Annotated in this window: 20 protein-coding genes; 12 read left to right on the top strand and 8 right to left on the bottom strand. The window is 67.6% G+C overall.

The window, feature by feature from the left end:
* Positions 1–48: 48 nt before the first annotated feature.
* Genes AT701_RS28955 through cyp142 form a run of 3 tightly spaced genes read left to right on the top strand, consistent with a single transcriptional unit; the run spans position 49 to position 3,042 of the window.
* Positions 49–1,080 carry an LLM class F420-dependent oxidoreductase gene (locus AT701_RS28955; RefSeq protein ID WP_058127077.1) on the top strand — a complete coding sequence of 344 codons (1,032 nt, stop codon included), beginning with the start codon at positions 49–51 and terminating at the stop codon, positions 1,078–1,080.
* 43 nt (positions 1,081–1,123) lie between these two features.
* Positions 1,124–1,840 carry an acetoacetate decarboxylase family protein gene (locus AT701_RS28950; protein WP_011730893.1) on the top strand — a complete coding sequence of 239 codons (717 nt, stop codon included), beginning with the start codon at positions 1,124–1,126 and terminating at the stop codon, positions 1,838–1,840.
* Positions 1,837–3,042: a steroid C26-monooxygenase Cyp142 gene (cyp142, locus tag AT701_RS28945; protein ID WP_058127076.1), complete on the top strand. Its 1,206-nt coding sequence runs from the start codon at positions 1,837–1,839 to the stop codon at positions 3,040–3,042. Before AT701_RS28950 ends, cyp142 begins: the two co-directional genes overlap by 4 nt.
* Positions 3,043–3,113: 71 nt before the next feature.
* Here the strand turns inward: cyp142 and AT701_RS28940 are convergent, their stop codons facing one another.
* A complete protein-coding gene (locus AT701_RS28940) occupies positions 3,114–3,962 on the bottom strand; it encodes a type IV toxin-antitoxin system AbiEi family antitoxin (RefSeq protein WP_058127075.1) in 849 nt (282 codons plus the stop codon).
* A gap of 230 nt (positions 3,963–4,192) precedes the next feature.
* Between AT701_RS28940 and AT701_RS28935 the strand changes: the two genes are divergently transcribed.
* Entirely contained in the window at positions 4,193–4,519 is a 327-nt protein-coding gene (locus tag AT701_RS28935) for a hypothetical protein (RefSeq protein WP_162139514.1), read from the top strand.
* Between the two features lie 54 nt (positions 4,520–4,573).
* On the opposite strand, the gene AT701_RS28930 is transcribed toward AT701_RS28935, so the two are convergent.
* Positions 4,574–5,374, bottom strand: a complete 801-nt coding sequence (locus AT701_RS28930) for a crotonase/enoyl-CoA hydratase family protein (RefSeq protein WP_003897311.1) — start codon at positions 5,372–5,374, stop codon at positions 4,574–4,576.
* Between the two features lie 68 nt (positions 5,375–5,442).
* On the opposite strand from AT701_RS28930, the gene AT701_RS28925 reads away from it, so the two are divergent.
* Positions 5,443–7,098 (top strand): medium/long-chain-fatty-acid--CoA/3-oxocholest-4-en-26-oate--CoA ligase, encoded by a 1,656-nt coding sequence (locus tag AT701_RS28925; RefSeq protein WP_058127074.1) that lies wholly within the window; start codon positions 5,443–5,445, stop codon positions 7,096–7,098.
* A 10-nt stretch (positions 7,099–7,108) separates the two neighbouring features.
* Positions 7,109–8,230 carry an NAD(P)H-dependent flavin oxidoreductase gene (locus AT701_RS28920; RefSeq protein WP_058127073.1) on the top strand — a complete coding sequence of 374 codons (1,122 nt, stop codon included), beginning with the start codon at positions 7,109–7,111 and terminating at the stop codon, positions 8,228–8,230.
* A 3-nt stretch (positions 8,231–8,233) separates the two neighbouring features.
* Here the strand turns inward: AT701_RS28920 and AT701_RS28915 are convergent, their stop codons facing one another.
* Positions 8,234–9,787: a succinic semialdehyde dehydrogenase gene (locus AT701_RS28915; protein WP_058127072.1), complete on the bottom strand. Its 1,554-nt coding sequence runs from the start codon at positions 9,785–9,787 to the stop codon at positions 8,234–8,236.
* 376 nt (positions 9,788–10,163) lie between these two features.
* On the opposite strand from AT701_RS28915, the gene AT701_RS28910 reads away from it, so the two are divergent.
* Positions 10,164–11,375, top strand: coding sequence for an IS110 family RNA-guided transposase (locus tag AT701_RS28910; RefSeq protein ID WP_058127071.1), 1,212 nt, complete (start codon positions 10,164–10,166; stop codon positions 11,373–11,375).
* Between the two features lie 34 nt (positions 11,376–11,409).
* Complete coding sequence (locus AT701_RS28905) at positions 11,410–11,805, top strand: VOC family protein (protein WP_058127070.1); 396 nt, start codon at positions 11,410–11,412, stop codon at positions 11,803–11,805.
* On the opposite strand, the gene AT701_RS28900 is transcribed toward AT701_RS28905, so the two are convergent.
* From AT701_RS28900 to AT701_RS28880, 5 genes are read right to left on the bottom strand one after another with little or no spacing between them, the layout of a single operon-like run.
* A complete protein-coding gene (locus AT701_RS28900; RefSeq protein ID WP_058127069.1) occupies positions 11,742–12,476 on the bottom strand; it encodes a helix-turn-helix domain-containing protein in 735 nt (244 codons plus the stop codon). The two genes, AT701_RS28905 and AT701_RS28900, sit on opposite strands and share 64 nt — an antisense overlap.
* 20 nt (positions 12,477–12,496) lie before the next feature.
* Positions 12,497–13,471, bottom strand: coding sequence for an NAD-dependent epimerase/dehydratase family protein (locus AT701_RS28895; protein ID WP_058127752.1), 975 nt, complete (start codon positions 13,469–13,471; stop codon positions 12,497–12,499).
* Positions 13,472–13,482: 11 nt separating this feature from the next.
* Positions 13,483–15,027 (bottom strand): long-chain-fatty-acid--CoA ligase FadD17, encoded by a 1,545-nt coding sequence (gene fadD17 / locus AT701_RS28890; RefSeq protein ID WP_011730885.1) that lies wholly within the window; start codon positions 15,025–15,027, stop codon positions 13,483–13,485.
* Between the two features lie 2 nt (positions 15,028–15,029).
* Positions 15,030–16,127 carry an acyl-CoA dehydrogenase family protein gene (locus tag AT701_RS28885; protein WP_011730884.1) on the bottom strand — a complete coding sequence of 366 codons (1,098 nt, stop codon included), beginning with the start codon at positions 16,125–16,127 and terminating at the stop codon, positions 15,030–15,032.
* A gap of 19 nt (positions 16,128–16,146) precedes the next feature.
* Positions 16,147–17,325, bottom strand: a complete 1,179-nt coding sequence (locus tag AT701_RS28880; protein ID WP_003897303.1) for an acyl-CoA dehydrogenase family protein — start codon at positions 17,323–17,325, stop codon at positions 16,147–16,149.
* A 164-nt stretch (positions 17,326–17,489) separates the two neighbouring features.
* Between AT701_RS28880 and AT701_RS28875 the strand changes: the two genes are divergently transcribed.
* The 4 genes from AT701_RS28875 (at position 17,490) to AT701_RS28860 (ending at position 20,605) form a co-directional block, all read left to right on the top strand.
* On the top strand, positions 17,490–17,681 hold the full coding sequence (locus AT701_RS28875; RefSeq protein ID WP_003897302.1) for a ferredoxin: 192 nt from the start codon (positions 17,490–17,492) through the stop codon (positions 17,679–17,681).
* A gap of 42 nt (positions 17,682–17,723) precedes the next feature.
* Positions 17,724–18,674 (top strand): 3-oxoacyl-ACP reductase, encoded by a 951-nt coding sequence (locus AT701_RS28870; RefSeq protein ID WP_003897301.1) that lies wholly within the window; start codon positions 17,724–17,726, stop codon positions 18,672–18,674.
* Positions 18,675–18,942: 268 nt separating this feature from the next.
* The gene (locus tag AT701_RS28865) at positions 18,943–19,707 is read left to right on the top strand and encodes an MlaE family ABC transporter permease (RefSeq protein WP_011730881.1); all 765 of its coding nucleotides are present in this window, start codon (positions 18,943–18,945) and stop codon (positions 19,705–19,707) included.
* A 55-nt stretch (positions 19,708–19,762) separates the two neighbouring features.
* Positions 19,763–20,605: an MlaE family ABC transporter permease gene (locus AT701_RS28860; protein ID WP_003897299.1), complete on the top strand. Its 843-nt coding sequence runs from the start codon at positions 19,763–19,765 to the stop codon at positions 20,603–20,605.

The raw sequence follows: 20,605 nt of genomic DNA, 5'->3' as shown, positions 1-20,605 counted from the left end.
AGAACAGGTTCTAAGAATCGTGGCAAGAAGCCAGGGAGGGCGGCCGGAATGAAGTTGGGTTTGCAACTCGGATATTGGGCAGCGCAGCCGCCGAGCAACCATGCGGAGTTGGTGGCCGCGGCCGAGGAGGCCGGTTTCGACACCGTGTTCACCGCAGAGGCATGGGGCTCGGATGCATTCACGCCGCTGGCCTGGTGGGGACGCGAGACCAAGAGTCTGCGGCTGGGCACGTCGGTGGTGCAGATGTCCGCGCGCACTCCCACGGCGTGTGCCATGGCGTCGCTGACGCTCGACCACCTCTCGGGCGGCCGCCACATCCTGGGCCTGGGCGTGTCCGGGCCGCAGGTGGTCGAGGGCTGGTACGGGCAGAAGTTCCCCAAGCCACTGGCCCGCACGCGCGAGTACATCGACATTATCCGGCAGGTGTGGGCCCGCGAGGCCCCGGTGACCAGCGATGGTCCGCACTATCCGTTGCCGCTGACCGGCGAGGGCACGACCGGACTGGGCAAGCCGCTCAAGCCCATCACGCATCCGCTGCGCGCGGACATCCCGATCATGCTCGGGGCCGAGGGCCCCAAGAACGTCGCGCTGGCCGCCGAGATCTGCGACGGCTGGCTGCCGATCTTCTACACGCCGCGCATGGCCGACACCTACAACGCGTGGCTCGACGAGGGCTTCGCGCGGCCCGGCGCGTGTCGCACGCGCGAGACGTTCGAGATCTGCGCGACCGCCAACATCGTCATCACCGAGGACCGGGCCGCGGCGTTCGCGGCGATGAAGCCCTACCTCGCGCTGTACATGGGCGGCATGGGCGCCGAGGACACCAACTTCCACGCCGACGTCTACCGCCGCATGGGTTACGGCGACGTGGTCGACGAGGTGACGAAGCTGTTCCGCTCGGGCCGCAAGGACGAGGCCGCCAAGGTGATCCCCGACGAGGTGGTCGACGACGCCGCGATCGTCGGCGACGTGTCCTACGTGCGCGAACAGATCAAGGTGTGGGAGGCCGCGGGGGTCACCACCATGGTGGTCTCGGGCCGCAGCCCCGAGCACATCCGCGAACTCGCCGCGCTGTTGTAGACACTTCTTGCAAAGTGTCTAGAACGCGTTCTAGATTTGGCATGTGACGCAGCACACCATCGCCGGCAACACGGTGACCATGCCGGTGCGTATCCGCACCGCAGACCAGCACATGGCGATGTTCTCGGTGGATGCCGACGCCGCCCAGCGCATGATCGACCACAGCGGATTGCAGGTGTGCCGCTACCGGCCGGGGCGCGCGATGGTCATCCTCATGCTGATGCGCTACGTCGACGGCGATCTCGGCGAGTACCTCGAGTACGGCACCAACGTCATGGTGAACCCGCCGGGGTCGACCGCGACCGGCCTTCGCGCACTGCAGTCGGCGGGCGCGTACATCCACCACCTGCCGGTAGACCAGTCCTTCACGCTGGAGGCCGGCCGCACGATCTGGGGCTACCCGAAGGTCATGGCGGACTTCACCGTTCGTGAGGCCAGGCAGTTCGGGTTCGACGTCAGCATCGGCGGAAAGTTCGCCGTCGGCATGGAGTTCCGGCCGGGCATCCCGGTTCCGCCGGTGTTCACGTCGCGTCCGCAGGTGCATCCCACCTACTCGCACCTCGACGGCGTCACGCGCCGGACCGAAGGCCAGATGCGTTTGTCGGGCGTGCGCTACCGGTTCGGGGGCGTGCGCCTGCGGCTCGGCGATCACCCCTACGCGGCCGAACTGGCATCGCTGGGGCTGCCGAAGCGGGCGCTCGTGTCGAGTTCGGCGGCCAACGTGCAGATGACTTTCGGTGAGGCTGAGGTGATCTCATGACGCAGATGCTCACCAGGCCCGACGTGGACCTGGCCAACGGCATGTTCTACGCCGACGGCGGGGCGCGCGAGGCCTACCGCTGGATGCGGGCCAACGAACCGGTGTTCCGTGACCGCAACGGGCTCGCGGCCGCGACGACGTATCAGGCCGTGCTCGACGCCGAACGCAACCCCGAACTGTTCTCGTCGACCGGCGGCATCCGGCCCGATCAGCCGGGCATGCCCTACATGATCGACATGGACGACCCGCAACATCTGTTGCGGCGCAAGCTCGTCAACGCCGGCTTCACCCGCAAGCGCGTCATGGACAAGGTGGATTCCATCGGCCGGTTGTGCGACACCCTGATCGACGCGGTGTGCGAACGCGGCGAGTGCGACTTCGTGCGCGACATCGCCGCACCGCTGCCCATGGCGGTGATCGGCGACATGCTCGGGGTGCTGCCCACCGAGCGGGACATGCTGCTGAAGTGGTCCGACGACCTGGTGTGCGGGCTCTCGTCGCACGTCGACGAAGCGGCGATCCAGAAACTCATGGACACCTTCGCGGCGTACACCGAGTTCACCAAGGACGTCATCACCAAGCGCCGCGCCGAGCCCACCGACGACCTCTTCTCGGTGCTGGTCAACTCCGAGGTCGAGGGTCAGCGCATGAGTGACGACGAGATCGTCTTCGAGACGCTGCTGATCCTCATCGGCGGCGACGAGACCACCCGGCACACGCTGTCGGGCGGCACCGAACAGCTTCTGCGCCACCGGGATCAGTGGGATGCGCTGGTCGCCGACGTCGATCTGCTGCCCGGGGCGATCGAGGAGATGCTGCGGTGGACCTCACCGGTGAAGAACATGTGCCGGACCCTGACCGCCGACACGGTGTTCCACGGCACCGAGCTGCGTGCGGGCGAGAAGATCATGCTGATGTTCGAGTCGGCCAACTTCGACGAGTCCGTCTTCGGCGATCCGGACAACTTCCGCATCGACCGAAATCCCAACAGCCACGTGGCCTTCGGCTTCGGCACCCACTTCTGCCTGGGCAATCAGCTGGCGCGCCTCGAGCTCAGGCTCATGACCGAGCGTGTGCTCCGCAGACTGCCCGACCTGCGTCTCGCCGACGACGCCCCGGTGCCGTTGCGGCCCGCCAACTTCGTCAGCGGACCAGAGTCGATGCCCGTGGTGTTCACACCGAGTGCGCCTGTGCTGGCGTAGGTCTCGCCGCTGGTCTCAGGCCCGCGAGTGTGAAACCTCAGCGAATTCTCGCCCGATTTTTCGCTGACGTTTCACACTCGCGGACCGCGCGGAACACCTGCCGCCTCGATGCGCTTGAGGATGTCGGCTTCGCCGTCCTGAGCGGTCACCCGGATGTGGGTCCAGCCCAACCGTCTGACGTCCTCGGACTTGTGGATGTCGCGGTTGAACCGTCGCCGGTCGGTCCGGTGCTGGTCGCCCTCGTAGTCGAGGCCGACCATGGCGTCCTCCCAGCCCATGTCGAAAACCCCGACCAGCACCCCGTATTCGTCGTGAACCGGGATCTGGGTCTGTGGACGCGGGAAGCCGCCGCGGATCACCTCCAACCGCAGCCACGTCTCGCGGGGTGACTCGGCGCCGCCATCGACCAGGTCGAGCACGTGGCGTGCGTTCTTGATGCCTCGCCGGCCCCGATACCGGTCCACGAGCAGTTCGACGTCGGCCATCTTGAGCCGGGTGGCGTTGGCGAGCGCGTCGATCAGCGTCACGGCGGTATCGAGCGGGTACCGGCAGGCCAGGTCCAGCGCCGTGCGCGCCGGCGTCGTCACGCGCATCCCGTCGACGACGGTGATCTCGTCGTCCTCGAATCGATCCAGCCACGTCTTTATCCCACATGGTGGACGGCGGTTGTCGTGGATCAGTTCGGCGGGTGCACGTGGATCGAGCCACTTCGAACGGTGCAGCGCCGACGCCGAACGACCCGCCAGCACCGCGCGCCGATCCGACCACAACCACGCGGCCTTTGCCCGCAGCGCTGCCGTGGGTTGGGTGTCCTTCGGTACGTAGATGCCCGGGTACACCGGCCAGTACCGGCTACGGAGCTGATAGGGCGTCGCGATGCCCGCGGCGATGGCTTCGGTGCCGATGACTGGATCCCCCATGTGGGGAGTGTGCCGTAAGGCACCGACAACTCCTCGAGTGTGAAACGTCAGCGAAAAATCGGCGAAAGATTCGCTGTGGATTCACATTCGGGAACGGTGGGACCCATGAGCGCCGGCTGTGTGAACTTAAGCGTCAGCTGTGCATAGGGTTTCACAGGTTCCTCCTAGGCCGACTAATTAGATAGTCTCGAGAAATCGGGGGGATACGCAACGACCGAAGGATGTACGTCATGGCACGACATTTACCGGGGCGACGACTGTTGGGCGGAGTTCTGTTGGGGGGCGCGCTTTTCGCGGGTGCCACAGGCGCCGCTGCGCTGGCCGGTGCCCAACCGGCGGGCGACTCGGCACCGATGAGTGTGCTCGGGCCGGTGCCGGCGTTCCCGCCACCGCCGCCGCCACCGCCGCCGTTCTGGGGGCCACCGCCGCCCCCGCCGCCACCACCGCCGTTCTGGCGGCCCCCGCCACCGCCGCCGATCTGGTTGCCGCCGCCACCACCGCCGCCGCCATTCTGGGGGCCTCCGCCGCCACCCAGACCGCCCGGACACTGGCGCTGAGCTGAAAACAGTTGAGGCCTGCTCGAATCGAGCAGGCCTCAACTGCGTTCGCGTCTACTTCATCTGGAAGTTCGGTGCGCGCTTCTCCTTGAACGCACGCGGCCCCTCCTTGGCGTCCTCGGACAGGAACACCGGGATGCCGTTGCGGGTGTCGGGGCCGAACGCCTCGTCCTCGTGCATGCCCTCGGTCTCACGGATGGTCTTGAGGATCGCCTGCACGGCGAGCGGACCGTTGTTGTTGATGGTCTCGGCGATCTCCAGCGCCTTGTCCAGCGCGGTGCCGTCGGGAACGACGTACCCGATCAGGCCGTACTCCTTGGCCTCGGCCGCGGTGATGTGGCGACCGGTGAGCAGCATGTCGCACGCGATGGTGTAGGGGATCTGGCGCACCAGGCGCACGGCCGAACCGCCCATCGGGTACAGGCTCCACTTGGCCTCGGAGATCCCGAACTTGGCGCTCTCACCGGCCACGCGGATGTCGGTGCCCTGCAGGATCTCGGTGCCGCCCGCGATGGCGGGACCCTCGACCGCGGCGATCAGCGGCTTGGTCAGGCGGCGGCCCTTGAGCAGGCCGGGAATCTTCGACGGGTCGTAGCTGCCGTCCTTGAACGAGTCACCCGGCGGCTTCTTGTCCGCGCCCTTGAGGTCCATGCCCGAGCAGAAGTAGCCGCCGGCGCCGGTCAGGATGCAGGTGCGGATCTCCGGATCGTTGTCGACCCGGTCCCATGCTTCGACCATGATCGAGAGCATCTCGCCCGAGAGAGCGTTGCGCGCCTCAGGACGGTTCAACGTGACGATGAGGGTGTGTCCGCGCTGCTCAACGAGGGCGTCAGGCCCCTTGCCGGTCTCACTCACGGGTATTCGCCTCCATGCTCGGTAACCCCAGACTTGTCTCGAAATGTAACACGTTCTAGTTTAGGGTCGTGGCTCTGAACATTGCGGATCTTGCCGAGCACGCCATCGACGCTGTGCCTGACCGTGTCGCGTTGATCTCCGGCGGCGAACAGCTGACCTACGGGCAGTTGGAGGAGAAAGCCAATCGCTTCGCGCACTACCTGATCGACCAGGGCGTCAAGAAGGACGACAAGGTCGGCCTGTACTGCCGCAACCGCATCGAGATCGTCATCGCGATGCTGGGCATCGTCAAGGCGGGCGCGATCCTGGTCAACGTCAACTTCCGTTACGTCGAGGGGGAGCTCAAGTACCTCTTCGAGAACTCCGACATGGTCGCGCTGGTGCACGAGCGCCGCTACTCCGACCGTGTCGCCAACGTGCTGCCGGAGACGCCGGACATCAAGACGATCCTGGTCGTCGAGGACGGGTCCGACGACGACTACGAGCGGTTCGGCGGGGTCGAGTTCTACTCGGCACTCGAGAAGAGTTCGCCTGAGCGCGACTTCGGCCCGCGCAGCGAGGACGACATCTACCTGCTCTACACGGGCGGCACGACCGGTTTCCCCAAGGGCGTGATGTGGCGCCACGAGGACATCTACCGCGTTTTGTTCGGCGGCACCGACTTCGCCACGGGCGAGCCCATCGAGGACGAGTACGGGCTGGCCAAGCAGGCCGCCGCGAACCCGCCGATGGTGCGCTACCCGATCCCGCCGATGATCCACGGGGCGACGCAGTCGGCGACGTGGATGGCCCTGTTCGCGGGCGGAACCGTGCTTCTCACACCGGAATTCAGCCCCGACGAGGTGTGGCAGGCCATCCACGACCACAAGGTCAACCTGTTGTTCTTCACCGGCGACGCGATGGCGCGGCCGCTGCTGGACTCGCTGCTCGCCGCCAAGGATGCGGGCAAGGAATACGACCTGTCGAGCCTGTTCCTGTTGGCCAGCACCGCGGCGCTGTTCTCGACGAGCCTCAAGGAGAAGTTCCTCGAACTGCTGCCCAACCGCGTCATCACCGATTCGATCGGCTCGTCGGAGACCGGTTTCGGCGGCACCAGCATCGTCGCGAAAGGCCAGTCGCACACCGGCGGTCCGCGCGTGACCATCGACAAGAACACCGTGGTGCTCGACGACGACGGCAACGAGGTCAAGCCCGGCTCGGGGGTGCGCGGGGTGATCGCCAAACGCGGCCACATCCCGCTGTGCTACTACAAGGACGAGAAGAAGACGGCCGAGACGTTCAAGACGATCAACGGTGTGCGGTACGCGATCCCGGGTGACTACGCCGAGGTCGAGGCCGACGGCTCGGTGACCATGCTGGGCCGCGGGTCGGTGTCCATCAACTCCGGCGGCGAGAAGATCTATCCCGAAGAGGTCGAGGCCGCGCTCAAGGGCCATCCCGACGTGTTCGACGCGCTCGTCGTCGGTGTGCCCGATCCACGTTTCGGTCAGCACGTCGCCGCCGTCGTCCATCCGCGTGAGGGGACCCGGCCGACGCTGGCCGAACTCGACGCCCACGTGCGCACCGAGATCGCGGGATACAAAGTGCCGCGCAGCCTCTGGCTGGTCGACGAGATCAAGCGGTCCCCGGCGGGCAAGCCCGACTACCGGTGGGCCAAGGACGTCACCGAGGAACGCCCGGCCGACGAGGTGCACGCCAATCATGTCGCCGCGAATGCCAAGTGAGGGATGAAGAATGAAAACTGAACTCTGTGAACGGTTCGGGATCGAGTACCCGATCTTCGTCTTCACCCCGTCGGAGAAGGTCGCCGCCGCGGTGAGCAAGGCCGGCGGTCTCGGTGTGCTGGGCTGCGTGCGGTTCAACGACGCCGACGACCTCGAGGACGTCCTGCAGTGGATGGACGCCAACACCGACGGCAAGCCGTACGGCGTCGACGTCGTGATGCCGGCCAAGGTGCCCACCGAGGGCACGGCCGTCGACATCAACAAGCTGATCCCGCAGGGGCACCGCGACTTCGTCGCGAAAACCCTTGCCGATCTGGGTGTTCCGCCGCTGCCCGAGGACGGCGAGCGCAACGAGGGCGTGCTGGGCTGGCTGCACTCGGTGGCCCGCAGCCACGTCGAGGTCGCGCTCAAGCACCCGATCAAGCTGATCGCCAACGCGCTGGGCTCACCGCCCAAGGACGTCATCGACCAGGCGCACGCCGCGGGTGTCCCGGTCGCCGCGCTGGCCGGCAGCGCCAAGCACGCGCTGCGCCACGTCGAGAACGGCGTCGACATCGTCGTCGCACAGGGCCACGAGGCCGGTGGGCACACCGGCGAGATCGGCTCCATGGTGCTCTGGCCGGAAATTGTTGACGCACTGGACGGTAAGGCCCCTGTGCTGGCCGCGGGCGGCATCGGCACGGGTCGCCAGGTCGCGGCGGCGCTCGCCCTCGGCGCGTCCGGCGTCTGGATGGGATCGGCGTTCTTGACCTCGGCCGAATACGACCTCGGGCATCGCAAGCCCAGTGGCGTCTCGACGATCCAGGAGGCGCTGCTGCGCGCGGGCACGGCCGACACCGTGCGCCGCAAGATCTACACCGGCAAGCCTGCGCGCCTGCTCAAGACCAAGTGGACCGATGCCTGGGATGCGCCCGACGCGCCCGAGCCGCTGCCCATGCCGCTGCAGAACATCCTGGTCAGCGAGGCACACCAGCGCATGAACGGGTCGGACAACCCCGACACCGTGGCCATGCCGGTGGGCCAGATCGTGGGGCGCATGAACCAGATCCGTCCCGTGGCCGACATCATCGCCGAACTGGTCGAGGGCTTCGAGAAGGCCACCAACCGGCTCGACACGGTCCGCGACGCCTGACCTCTAGCGGCCGGGCAGTTTCTGGACGGCCCGGATCATGGGCGTCATCGCCTTCTGCCACAGCGTGCCCGAGATGCCCAGCGGCGGATCGAGATTGAGCACACGCGCGGTGGCGACGGTCTGGGATTCGGTGTATTTGAGGATGCCGTCGGCCCCGTGCCGGCGGCCCACACCGGAGGCCTTCATGCCGCCCATCGGTGCCGCCGTGCTGCCGAACGCCAGGGCGTAGCCCTCGTCGACGTTGACGGTGCCGGCCTGCAGTTGCGCTGCGATGGCCTCACCCTCGGCCTTGCTGCCGGCCCACACGCTGGCGTTGAGCCCGTACTCGGTGTCGTTGGCCTTCTCGATGGCCTCGGCGACGGATTCGACGGGATAGATCGAGACCACGGGGCCGAACGTCTCGTTGCGTGCGCACTCCATCTCGTCGGTGACGCCGGTGAGCACGGTGGGCTCGTAGAACCGCGGGCCGATGTCGGGCCGGATGTTGCCACCCGCGATCACGGTGGCGCCCTTGGCTTTCGCGTCGTCGACGTGACCCGAGACGGTCTTGATCTGGTCCTCGGAGATCAGGCTGCCCATGTCGGCGGTGAAGTCGTAGGTCGCGGCGAGCCTCATGCTGCGGACCTGTTCGCCGAACTTGGCGGTGAACTCGTCGGCGACCGCACGTTCGACGTAGATGCGTTCGATCGAGATGCACAACTGGCCGGCGTTGGAGAAGCACGCCCGCGTCGCGGCCTTGGCCGCCACGTCGAGCTTGGCGCCCTTGGTCACGATCATCGGGTTCTTGCCGCCGAGTTCGGCCGAGAACCCGATGAGCCTGCGCCCGCACTGCTCGGCGAGCGTGCGTCCCGTGGCCGTGGAACCCGTGAACATCAGGTAGTCGCAGTTCTCGACGATCGCGGTGCCCACCACCGAACCGGGGCCGGGCACGACCGCGAACAGATCCCGTGGCAGACCGGCCTCGTAGAGCAGTTCGGCGTTGGCCAGCGTGCAGTAGGGCGTCTGGCTGTCGGGTTTGACCACCACAGCGTTGCCTGCGAGCAGCGCGGGGATCGAATCGGAGATCGACAGCGCCATCGGGTAGTTCCACGGCGAGATCACGCCGACGACGCCCTTGGGGTGATGGTTGACGACCGTTTTCACCACACCCGGCAGCAGGCCCTGGACACGTTTGGGCGCAAGGAGTTTGACGGCCTGACGCGCGTAGTAGCGCGCGTTGAGCATCATGTCGACGATCTCTTCCTGCGCCGCCGAGCGGGCCTTTCCGGTCTCGGCCTGTGCCACGTCCATGAGGAAGTCGCGGTTCTTGGCGACGAGGTCGCGGAAGCGTTCCATGATCGCGGCGCGTTCGGCCACGGGCCGGTGCGCCCAGCCCCGCTGCGCGGCGCGCGCCTTGGCGAACGCGGCGGCGACGTCCTCGGCCGTGCCGACGGGGATCGTGGTCAGTTCACGGCCCGTGAACACCTCCTCGATCGGGCGCGACTGGCGTGCGTCGAGGTCTTCGATGGCGACGAGGCTGCGCAGGCGAGCGAAGTCGGCGGCGGACGGAGCGGGCATGTCTGACCCTCCCTACTGACGAGTAACCAGCGATCAGGGCCAACATACCGGGGAACGCGGGTAGCAGGAACCCTGAGCTGTCCGATTTGTTCACGACACCGCGCCACGCCCCGCCTAATGGGTGTTGATCGGCGTGCCTCGAACGGATAACCGTCCAGCGCGGGGACGCTGATCACCGAGCCGCTGGCCGGTGAGCACTCCTGCCGCCTGGAACGATGGTCGATTTCTAGGGTTAGATCGTGCCCCGGCCGGTTGGTGAGGTCATCTACAGCGCTCATGGGATGTCGTGCCGGTTCGAGCACTGATCCATTAGGTCGCCGCCAGATGTCCTTCGGCTCGAACGGTTTCATCCACATCGAGCCAAGGAGGCGATGCGATGCTCTTCGTCGGAGACGACTGGGCAGAAGACCACCACGACCTGTACCTGATGAACGAGGCCGGCGACAGGCTGGCCTCACGGCGGCTGCCCGAGGGGCTGGCCGGAATTCGACTACTGCACGATCTCATCGCGGCCCACGCCGATGACCCCGCTCAGGTCGCCGTCGGAATCGAAACCGACCGCGGACTGTGGGTGGAGGCACTGACCGGCGCCGGTTATCAGGTGTACGCGGTCAATCCGCTGGCTGTGGCCCGCTATCGCGACCGCCACGCGGTGTCGGGAGCCAAGTCCGATGCCGCCGACGCCAAGCTGTTGGCCGATCTAGTGCGCACCGACCGACACAACCACCGTCTGATCGCCGGCGACACACCCGACGCCGAAGCGGTCAAGGTCCTCGCGCGGGCGCATCAGAATCTGATCTGGACCCGCAACCGGCACACCAACGCACTGCGCTCGGCACTACGCGAGTACTACCCCGCGGCGCTGGAGGCCTTCGACGATCTGTCCGACCGCGACGCGTTGGCGATCCTCGGACATGCACCCGACCCCCGACAAGCATCCAGCCTGAGCCTGGCCAAGATCCGCTCCGCACTCAAAGCTGCTGGGCGCCAACGCAACATCGACATCCGAGCCCAGGAGATCCAGGCCGCACTACGATCCGAACAACTCGCAGCACCGGCTGCGGTCACCGCGGCGTTCGCAGCGACAACGCGGGCCACCGTCGGGCTCGTCGTCGAGTTGAGTCGTCAGATCGACGACCTGGAGAACGAACTGGCCGCGCATTTTGAGATGCACCCGGACGCCGACATCTACCGCTCCCTGCCAGGACTTGGTGTCATCCTCGGCGCCCGGGTGCTCGGTGAGTTCGGGGACGACCCGAACCGATACACCAACGCCAAGTGTCGCAAAAACTACGCCGGAACCTCGCCATTGACCATTGCGTCCGGCAGGAAGCGCGCCGTACTGGCCCGCCACATCCGCAACCGTCGGCTCTACGACGCGATCGACCAGTGGGCCTTCTGCGCGCTAACCCGAAGTCCCGGAGCTCGACAGTTCTACGACCATCGCCGCGCTGAAGGCGACCTCCATCACCAAGCACTGCGGGCTCTGGGCAACCGCCTCGTCGGCATCCTGCACGGTTGCCTACGCCACCGGACCCGCTACGACGAACACAAAGCCTGGGCACACCGCACACCTGCCGCCGCTTGACAACTTACGCACCTGGGATGTCTAACCTGCGGATATGGCACTTCAACCGATATCGGCGGTCATCGAGATCGTCGCGACAGATCTCGACCGAAGCCTCGACTTCTACCGGCTGCTCGGCCTGGACGTGCCCGAGCCCGACGGTCCGCACGTCGAGGTGGCGCTGCCCGGCGGCAACAAGCTGGCCTTCGACACCGAGGAGGTGATCGCCGGTATGCACCCGGGCTGGACCAGGCCCTCGTCTGCTGGCCGCGTCGCGATCGCGTTCGGGCTCGCCGCGCCGGGCGACGTCGACGCGCTGTACGAACGCGTCACCGGGGCCGGTCACCCCGGCACCCTCAAGCCGTTCGACGCGCCGTGGGGGCAGCGCTACGCGACCGTCGAGGATCCCGACGGCACGTCGGTGGACCTGTTCGCGGCGCTGGACACCTGACCGAGCAACTCTCGCACCCCGACACGCGCGAGCGCGCGCACCTCACGGTGCAGATGGGGCTGGTCGGCGTAACCGGACTGCGCGGCCACGTCGGACAATCCCGTACCGCTGCCGAGCAGTCGCACCGCGCGACGGAACCGCAGGACACGACGCAACATCGCGGGCCCGTAGCCGTAGACGCTGGTGCAGTGGCGGTGCAGGGTGCGGTCCGACCAACCGAGGTCGTCCGCGACGTCGTCGACAGCGGCGCCGTCGGCGAAGCGGCGCGTGACGTGCCGCAGCGCGGCCAGCGACCACGGCGCGGTCTCGCTGCGCGGCGGGGCCAGGTCCGAAGCGAGGGTCAGGGCCAGCGTTTCGAGTGAGTCACACGAGGGCACGGTCCGCAGGTCGTGGAGGTCCACGCGCGTGTCGCGTAGTTCGGCGGCCGGGACGCCGAGCACGCGGGGGAGCGCACCGGGCCGGAAACGCAACCCGCGCACGGGGTCTGGGCTGGCGGCGGCCAGGTATGCCGTGGTGTCGGGGCCCGCGACCACCACTCGCCCGTCCAGACGGATCAGATCCATGCAGCCGTCCGGCAGCACGCGTGCAGGTGTGGCCGGTCCGCTGCGTTCCCAACTGCACACGACCAGATCGCGCAGCGGCGGCGGGGGAGCCTGCTCGCGATAGCTCACGAATCGAACGCTACCCCGTATCAGCGGCCGAAGGACTCCAGCACCGCGGCCTGGGGCGAACGCCACGCCGGGATCCCGAGATCGGCGAGCGTCTTGGCGTCGTCGGTGGGCGTCGCCGCGGTGAGCAGCATCGCGGCCTCGTAACTGATGCCGTCACCGAGCGGCAGCACGCTGCCGAGCACATCAGAGATCCAGCCGATACCGCGGAACATCGCAGGTGACAACGGAACCCGCCGGATCGGCCGGCCGACGCCCTGTTCGAGGACGTCGATCCACTCGTTGAACGACACCAGGACACCGCCGCACACGTAGCGGTGCGGGCCACGTCCCGGCTTCATCAACGCGACGTGCACGTCGGCGACGTCGCGCACGTCGATCATCTGCATCCCGCCGCGCAGTCTCGGTGCGACCCGTGCCTTCACGATCGGTCCCCAGCCGCGTTCGGTCACGCCGGGCGCGGTGAACCATGCCGGCCCCACCACGCTCGACGGGTAGGTCACCACGACGGGGGCGCCGGTGTCCTGCAGGCGCCGGGCGGCGCGGTCCGCGTACGCCTTGGTCTGCGCGTACGGGCTGCGCCCGGCCACCGGCGGCGTGTCGGCCGAGATGACGCCGTCGGGCGGCGGGAACAGCGAACTGTAGCTGCTCACCGACACGATGGGGTCCAGCCCGGCCTCGGCCGCGCGGATCAGCACGGCCTCGGTGGCGTGCGCGTTGATCTCCCACATGAGCTGCGTGCGGCTCTTGTCGGTGCCCACCACACCCGCGGCATGGATCACCGAATCGCAGCCCTTGATCAGCCGGTCGACGGTGCCGGAATCGCGGATGTCGCCCACGAGGGTCTCGACCTCACCGGCCTCGGCCAGCTTGTCGATCACCGGCTCGCCTTCGCACCCGGGTGCGACGAGAAGCCGCACCTCGTGGCCGGCCGTCAAGAGGCCGCGGACGGTGTGGGCACCCACGTAGCCGGTGCCACCGGTCACTGCAATTCGCACGGATTCCTCACTCACGCAGTCGTGTTCGTGCGCGCTCCGCGCACGATGGGCCACACCGGATCGGTGCAGTCGATACCTTCGGCGGACAGTTGCCGCTTGAGCACCTTGAAGGTCTCGGTACGGGGCAGCTCGGTGCTCACCCGCACGTAGGACGGCCACTGCTTGGGGCCGAGATCGTCCTGGGCGGCGAGGAACTCGCCCAACTGCCCGGGGTCCAGCACGGATCCCGGGGCCGGTACGACGGCGGCCATCACCTGATCGCCCACCGCGGGATCCGGGATGGGGTACACCGCCACCTCGACGATCCCGGGATGGCGCAGCAGGATCCGCTCGATGGGCGCGGTGCCGAGGTTCTCGCCGTCGACGCGCATCCAGTCACCGAGGCGGCCTGCGAAGTACACGTAGCCGTTCTCGTCGCGATAGGCGAGGTCACCGGTGTGGTAGACACCGCCGGCCATGCGCTCGGCTTCGGCCTGCGGATCGTTGTAGTAACCGCGGAACCATCCCGGACCGGTGGGATTCACGAGTTCCCCGACGCGGCCCGGCGGGCACGGTTCGCCGGTGTCGACGTCGATGATCGCAACCTGATCGGTCAGCGGACCCAGGGCGCCGTCCGGGGTGTCGGGGGTGCGGGCGACGGCGACACCGCCCTCGGTGGACCCGAAACCGTCGACGACATGGACGCCGAACCGTTCGGCGAACCGCTGCAGGTCGCGGGCCGCACCTTCATTGCCGTACAGGATCTTCAACGGGTTGTCGGCATCGTCGGGGCGCGGGTCGGTGGCCAGGATGTAGGACAGCGGCTTGCCGACGTAGTTGGCGTACGTGGCGCCGTAGCGGCGTACGTCCTCGATGAACCCCGACGCGGAGAACTTGCGGCGCAGCGCGATCGACGCACCCGCGGCGACCGCGACGGACCACCCGGCCATGATCGCGTTCGAATGGAAAAGCGGCATCGACAGGTATGCGGTGTCGGAAGGGGCGAGTCCGAACCGCTCGGCCAGCATCCGGCCGGGAAACGCGACCTTGTCGTGTGTGACCCGTACGGCCTTGGGTTCACCGCTGGTGCCCGAGGTGAAGATCAGCATGAACAGGTCATCGGCGCGTGTGGCGGCGAACCGCACCGGCGCACCCCGGTGGGCGTCGAGTTCGGCGGCCCAGTCGGCGGATTCGACGTCGATGACGGGCACCTCGTTCATCCCCGCGGGCACCAGGTCGGGGGTGTCGGTGAGCACCACCTGGCAGTCGGCCCGCACGATGTCGCGCCGCAACGCCTCGCCCCGGCGGGTGGGGTTGAGGCCCACGGGCACCAACCCGGTCAGGCCCGCCGCCACCAGAAGACTCGAGAAGAACGTGGTGTTGCCCAGCAGCACCCCGACGTGGCCGGGCCGCTGCGGGTCCAGGCGGGCGCGCAGCGCCGCGCCCACCTGGGCACCCGCGGTGATGTGCTCGGACCAGCTGACGAACGAATCACCCTCGTGCACACCACGGTCGGTGACGTCGGCCAGTGGTGCGAGCAGAGCCGTGACGGTCTGCGGATCGATGGTTTCGGTCATCCCTAGACGGGCGTGTCGGCCAGTTCGCGGCCGATACGCAGCAACTGACCGGTCGCGCTGCCGAGCGCGAACTCGGACTGCTTGGCGGCCAGGAAGTAGCGGTGCACCGGGTGATCCATGTCGATGCCGACGCCGCCGTGCACGTGAACGGCGGTGTGGGCCACGCGGTGTCCGGCCTCGGCGGCCCAGAACGCCGCGCTGGCGACGTCGACGTCGGCGGGCAGGTCCTCCGACAGCCGCCACGCCGCCTGGGTGAGCGTGAGCCGCAGACCCTTGACGTCGATGTAGCCGTCGGCCAGCCGTGACGAGACCGCCTGGAAGCTGCCGATCGGGCGGTCGAACTGCTCACGTTCGCGCGCGTAGGACGCCGTGAGCTCCAGCGCGCGTTCCAGCACACCCAACTGGTATGCGGTGCGGCCCAGCGTCACACGCGTCGTCAACCACTCGGCGACCTGCGTGCCGCCCAGCACACGGTCGGCACCGACGGCGACATCCTGCAGGTCCAGGTGCGCGACGCTGCCCTTGCCCGTGGTGTTCAGCGACGTCTCGGTGACCCCGGCATCATCGGCCGCGACGATGAAAACGCTGACACCCGAGCCGGTTTCGGCCGGGACCAGGTAGGCATCGGCGACCGGGCCGTAGCTCACCAGCGTGCGCGAACCGGTCAGCCGATGGTCGTCGCCGTCGGCCTGCGCCTGCACCGGACCCTGGCCCATCTCGCCGTCGAGGGCCACGGTGAGGATCTTGCTCCCGGCCACCGCGGGTGCGCCCCACTCGGCGCGCTGCGCGTCGGAGCCGAACTCGGCGATCGCACCCGCCGCGGCCACCACGGATTCCAGGTAGGGCACGGCGGCAAGTTGCCGGCCCAGCGCGGTGAGCACCGAGGTCTGTTCCAGGACACCGAATCCGCCACCGCCGACGGATTCGGGTGCCGCGGCCGAGAGGATGTCGGCCTCGACGAGTTTGGCCCACAGGTCGCGGTCGAACCGCTCGGGCAGGCCGTCGAGTTCACGCTGGTGTTCGGGTGTGCACACCGATTCGGTGATCGTGCGCACCAGGCCACCGAGATCGGCGGCCGCTTCGGTTGTGGTGAAGTCCATGTGAAGTCTCCGTCTTCCCTTACCGGTTCACTCGGGGCAAGCCGAGCGCGACCATGCCGATGATGTCCCGCTGGATCTCGTTGGTGCCGCCGCCGAACGTCAGGATCAGCGCCGAGCGGTGGAACCGCTCGACCCGGCCGCGCAGCAGGGCGCCGCGGGTGTCACCGCGCAGCGTCGCCGAGGTACCCAGCACCTCCATGAGCAACCGGTAGGCCTCGGTGGCCAACTCGGTGCCGTACACCTTGGCCGCCGACGCGTCGGCAGGCGACGGCGCGGCCTCGGTCGAGGCGAGCTCCCAGTTGATGAGCTTGAGCACCTCGGCCTTGGCGTGCACGCGGGCCAGGTTGAGCTGCACCCACTCCGAGTCGATCAGTCGCTTGCCGTGCACGTCCTTGGTGTTCTGCGCCCACTCCCGCACGCCGTTGAGCGCGACGTAGATGGGCTGGGCCGACACGAGCGCGACCCGTTCGTGGTTGAGCTGGTTGGTGACCAGCTTCCAGCCCTGGTTCTCCTCGCCGACCAGGTTGGTCACCGGCACGCGCACGTCCTGGTAATAGGTGGCGCTGGTGTCGACGCCGGACATGGTGTGCACGGGCGTCCACGAGAAGCCCTCGGCCGTGGTCGGCACGATGAGCATCGAGATGCCGCGGTGCTTCTTGGCCTCGGGGTTGGTGCGGACCGCGAGCCACACGTAGTCGGCGTAGGCGATCAGGCTGGTCCACATCTTCTGGCCGTTGATCACGTAGTCGTCGCCGTCACGCACCGCGGTGGTGCGCAGCGACGCCAGGTCGGTGCCCGCGCCCGGCTCGGAGTAGCCGATCGAGAAGTGCAGTTCACCCGAGGCGATCTTGGGCAGGAAGAACTTCTTCTGTTCCTCTGTGCCGAACGCCATGATCGTCGGCGCGACGCTGTTGATGGTCAGAAACGGCACCGGCGCGCCCGCGATCGCGGCCTCGTCGGTGAAGATCAGCCCGTCCATGGGCGGGCGGGCCTGACCGCCGAACTCCTTGGGCCAGCTGAGCGTGAGCCACCCGTCCTTGCCCATCTGCGCGACGGTCTCGCGGTAGACGTTCCCGCGGCCCATCTCGCCTTCGGACGAGCTGAGCGCCTCCACCCGCTCCGGCGTCATCAGCTTGGAGAAGTACGCGCGCAGTTCGCGACGCAACTCCTCCTGCTCGGGGGTGTATCCGATCCGCATCCGCTGCATCCTCACTGCTCAAGCGACCTGACTTCTCACCCGGTTGTAACACGTTCTAGTCTTGGGGTCCAGACCGGTGTCTGGCCACCATCGGCCGGATCGGGTCGTATTCTGTGCCTGCGCGCCGCCAGACCGGTGCGCGCACACGCCGTGAGGAGGTCGTCATGCGAGTTGAAGTTGACCGCGATCGCTGCGAGGGAAACGCAGTGTGCGTGGGAATTGCCCCGGATCTGTTCGAACTCGACGACGAGGACTACGCCGTGGTGAAATCCGATCCGGTGCCCGCCGATCAGGAGGATCTGGCCGAGCAGGCGGTCAACGAGTGCCCCCGGGCCGCGCTGATCCGCAAAGACTAGAGGTATTCATAAATTGACCCAGCCGCGCACGCGAGGAGCCGCATGACCAACGACAGCCACCCCTCCGACACCGGGCCCGATCGAGGGGCCGATCTCGACCTGTCCGGAAAGGTCGCCGTCGTCACCGGCGCCGCCGCGGGCCTCGGCCGGGCCGAGGCGATCGGACTGGCCAGGGCCGGCGCCACCGTCGTGGTCAACGACATCGCGGGCGCGCTGGACCGCTCCGACGTGCTCGACGAGATCGCCGCGGCCGGATCCAAGGGTGTCGCCGTCGCGGGTGACATCAGCGCGCGGTCCACGGCCGACGAGCTCGTCGAGACCGCGGACGGCCTCGGCGGGCTCGGCATCGTCGTCAACAACGCGGGCATCACACGCGACCGCATCCTGTTCAACATGACCGACGAGGAGTGGGACGCGGTCATCGCGGTCCACCTGCGCGGGCACTTCCTGCTGACCCGCAACGCCGCCACGTACTGGCGCAGCAAGGCCAAGGCGGGGGACGGCACGGTCTACGGCCGCATCATCAACACGTCGTCGGAGGCCGGTCTGTCGGGTCCGGTCGGCCAGCCCAACTACGGCGCCGCCAAGGCCGGCATCACCGCGCTCACGCTGTCGGCGGCCAGGGCGCTGGAGCGGTTCGGGGTCCGGGCCAACGCCATCGCGCCGCGCGCCCGCACCGCGATGACCGCGGGCGTGTTCGGTGACGCGCCCGAACTGGCGGAGGGGCAGGTGGACCCGCTGTCGACCGATCACGTCGTGACGCTCGTGCAGTTCCTGGCGGCACCGGCCTCGGAAGGTGTGAACGGTCAGCTGTTCATCGTTTATGGTCCATCTGTCACCTTGGTCGCCGCACCCACCGCGGAGAAGCAGTTCGTCGCCGACGAGGACGCGTGGGAACCGGCAGACCTCAGCGTGACGCTGCGGGACTACTTTGCTGATCGGGATCCGGAGCGTGGGTTCTCGGCGACTGCACTGATGGAGTCGCGAGACTGACAGTCTCAATTGTCAGTCGTTCGAGGGCCGTTAGAACACGTTTCAGATTTCGATCTGCTCTATGTGCTCCGAACTGGGAAGACGCTGGAGTTTTCCCATAGTTCGCTGTTCTTTGACACTGCGAACTTGTTCTAGTTAATATGATCCGGCTCACGTGAGCGCCATGTCAGACCCCAGGGTGGGAAGGCCGCCGATCCGGTGGCCCAGAATTTTCGCCGGAGTGAATTCCGGCGAATGCCCACCCCGCCCCAAATGAACGGAGCTGAGGTTGATCGAACAGCTTGCGGTTCCAGCCCGGGCCGTGGGCGGTTTCGTCGAGATGTCCCTGGACACCTTCGCCAAGATCTTCCGGAGGCCGTTTCAGCTCAAGGAGTTCCTCGACCAGACCTGGATGATCGCCCGCGTGTCGTTGGTTCCAACGCTGCTGGTGGCCATTCCGTTCACCGTCCTGGTCGCGTTCACGCTGAACATCCTGCTGCGTGAGATCGGCGCGGCCGATCTGTCCGGCGCGGGCACGGCCTTCGGCACCATCACCCAGCTCGGTCCCGTGGTGACCGTGCTGGTGGTCGCCGGTGCCGGCGCGACGGCGATCTGCGCCGACCTGGGAGCGCGCACGATCCGTGAGGAGATCGACGCCATGCGGGTGCTGGGCATCGATCCCATCCAGCGTCTGGTGGTGCCGCGCGTGCTGGCGTCGACCTTCGTGGCGCTGCTGCTCAACGGTCTGGTGTGCGCGATCGGCCTGGCCGGCGGCTACGTGTTCTCGGTGTTCCTGCAGGGCGTCAACCCCGGTGCCTTCATCAACGGGCTGACCGTGCTCACGGGTCTCGGCGAGCTGGTGCTGGCCGAGATCAAGGCCCTGCTGTTCGGCGTCGTCGCAGGTCTGGTGGGCTGCTACCGCGGCCTGACGGTCAAAGGTGGCCCGAAGGGCGTCGGGAACGCTGTCAACGAGACCGTGGTCTACGCGTTCATCTGTCTGTTCGTGATCAATGTGATCATGACCGCAGTCGGCGTCAGGGTGCTCACGCGATGACGGGTGCGGGCGCGGGAGGCGCGATGATGGTTTCTTGCGCAAAAAAGAGAAGCCGATGAGTTACGACGCCACGCTCAGATTCCGCAGGCTGTTCCGCGGCGTGCCCAAGACCGTCGACACGGTCGGCGAGCAGGCACTGTTCTACGGCGAGACCATGCGGTACCTGCCCAACGCCTTCACGCGCTACCGCAAGGAGACCATCCGCCTGGTCGCCGAGATGACCATGGGCGCGGGCGCCCTGGTGATGATCGGCGGCACTGTCGGTGTCGCGGCGTTCCTGACGCTGGCCTCCGGCGGCGTCATCGCGGTGCAGGGCTACTCGTCGCTGGGCAACATCGGCATCGAGGCGCTCACGGGCTTCCTGTCGGCCTTCCTCAACGTGCGCATCGTCGCGCCGGTCATCGCGGGTATCGCGCTGGCCGCCACGATCGGCGCGGGCGCCACGGCCCAGCTCGGGGCCATGCGGGTGGCCGAGGAGATCGACGCCGTCGAATCCATGGCCGTGCACGCCGTGTCCTATCTGGTGTCGACGCGGCTTCTCGCAGGCCTGATCGCGATCGTCCCGCTGTACTCGCTCTCGGTGCTCGCGGCGTTCTTCGCGGCGCGGTTCACGACGGTGTTCATCAACGGGCAGTCCGCGGGCCTCTACGACCACTACTTCAACACGTTCCTGATACCGAGCGACCTGCTGTGGTCGTTCCTGCAGGCCATCGTGATGGCGATCGCCGTCATGCTCGTGCACACCTACTACGGGTACAACGCCTCCGGCGGCCCGGTCGGTGTGGGCATCGCGGTGGGCCAAGCCGTGCGCACCTCGCTCATCGTCGTCGTCACCATCACCCTGTTCATCTCACTCGCCGTCTACGGCGCGTCCGGCAACTTCAACCTCTCGGGGTAG

The organism is Mycolicibacterium smegmatis (assembly GCF_001457595.1).
In the GTDB taxonomy this organism is placed as follows: domain Bacteria; phylum Actinomycetota; class Actinomycetes; order Mycobacteriales; family Mycobacteriaceae; genus Mycobacterium; species Mycobacterium smegmatis.
The sequence above is the reverse complement of the archived record's forward strand: the minus strand, read 5'-3'. Positions and strand labels throughout refer to the sequence as shown.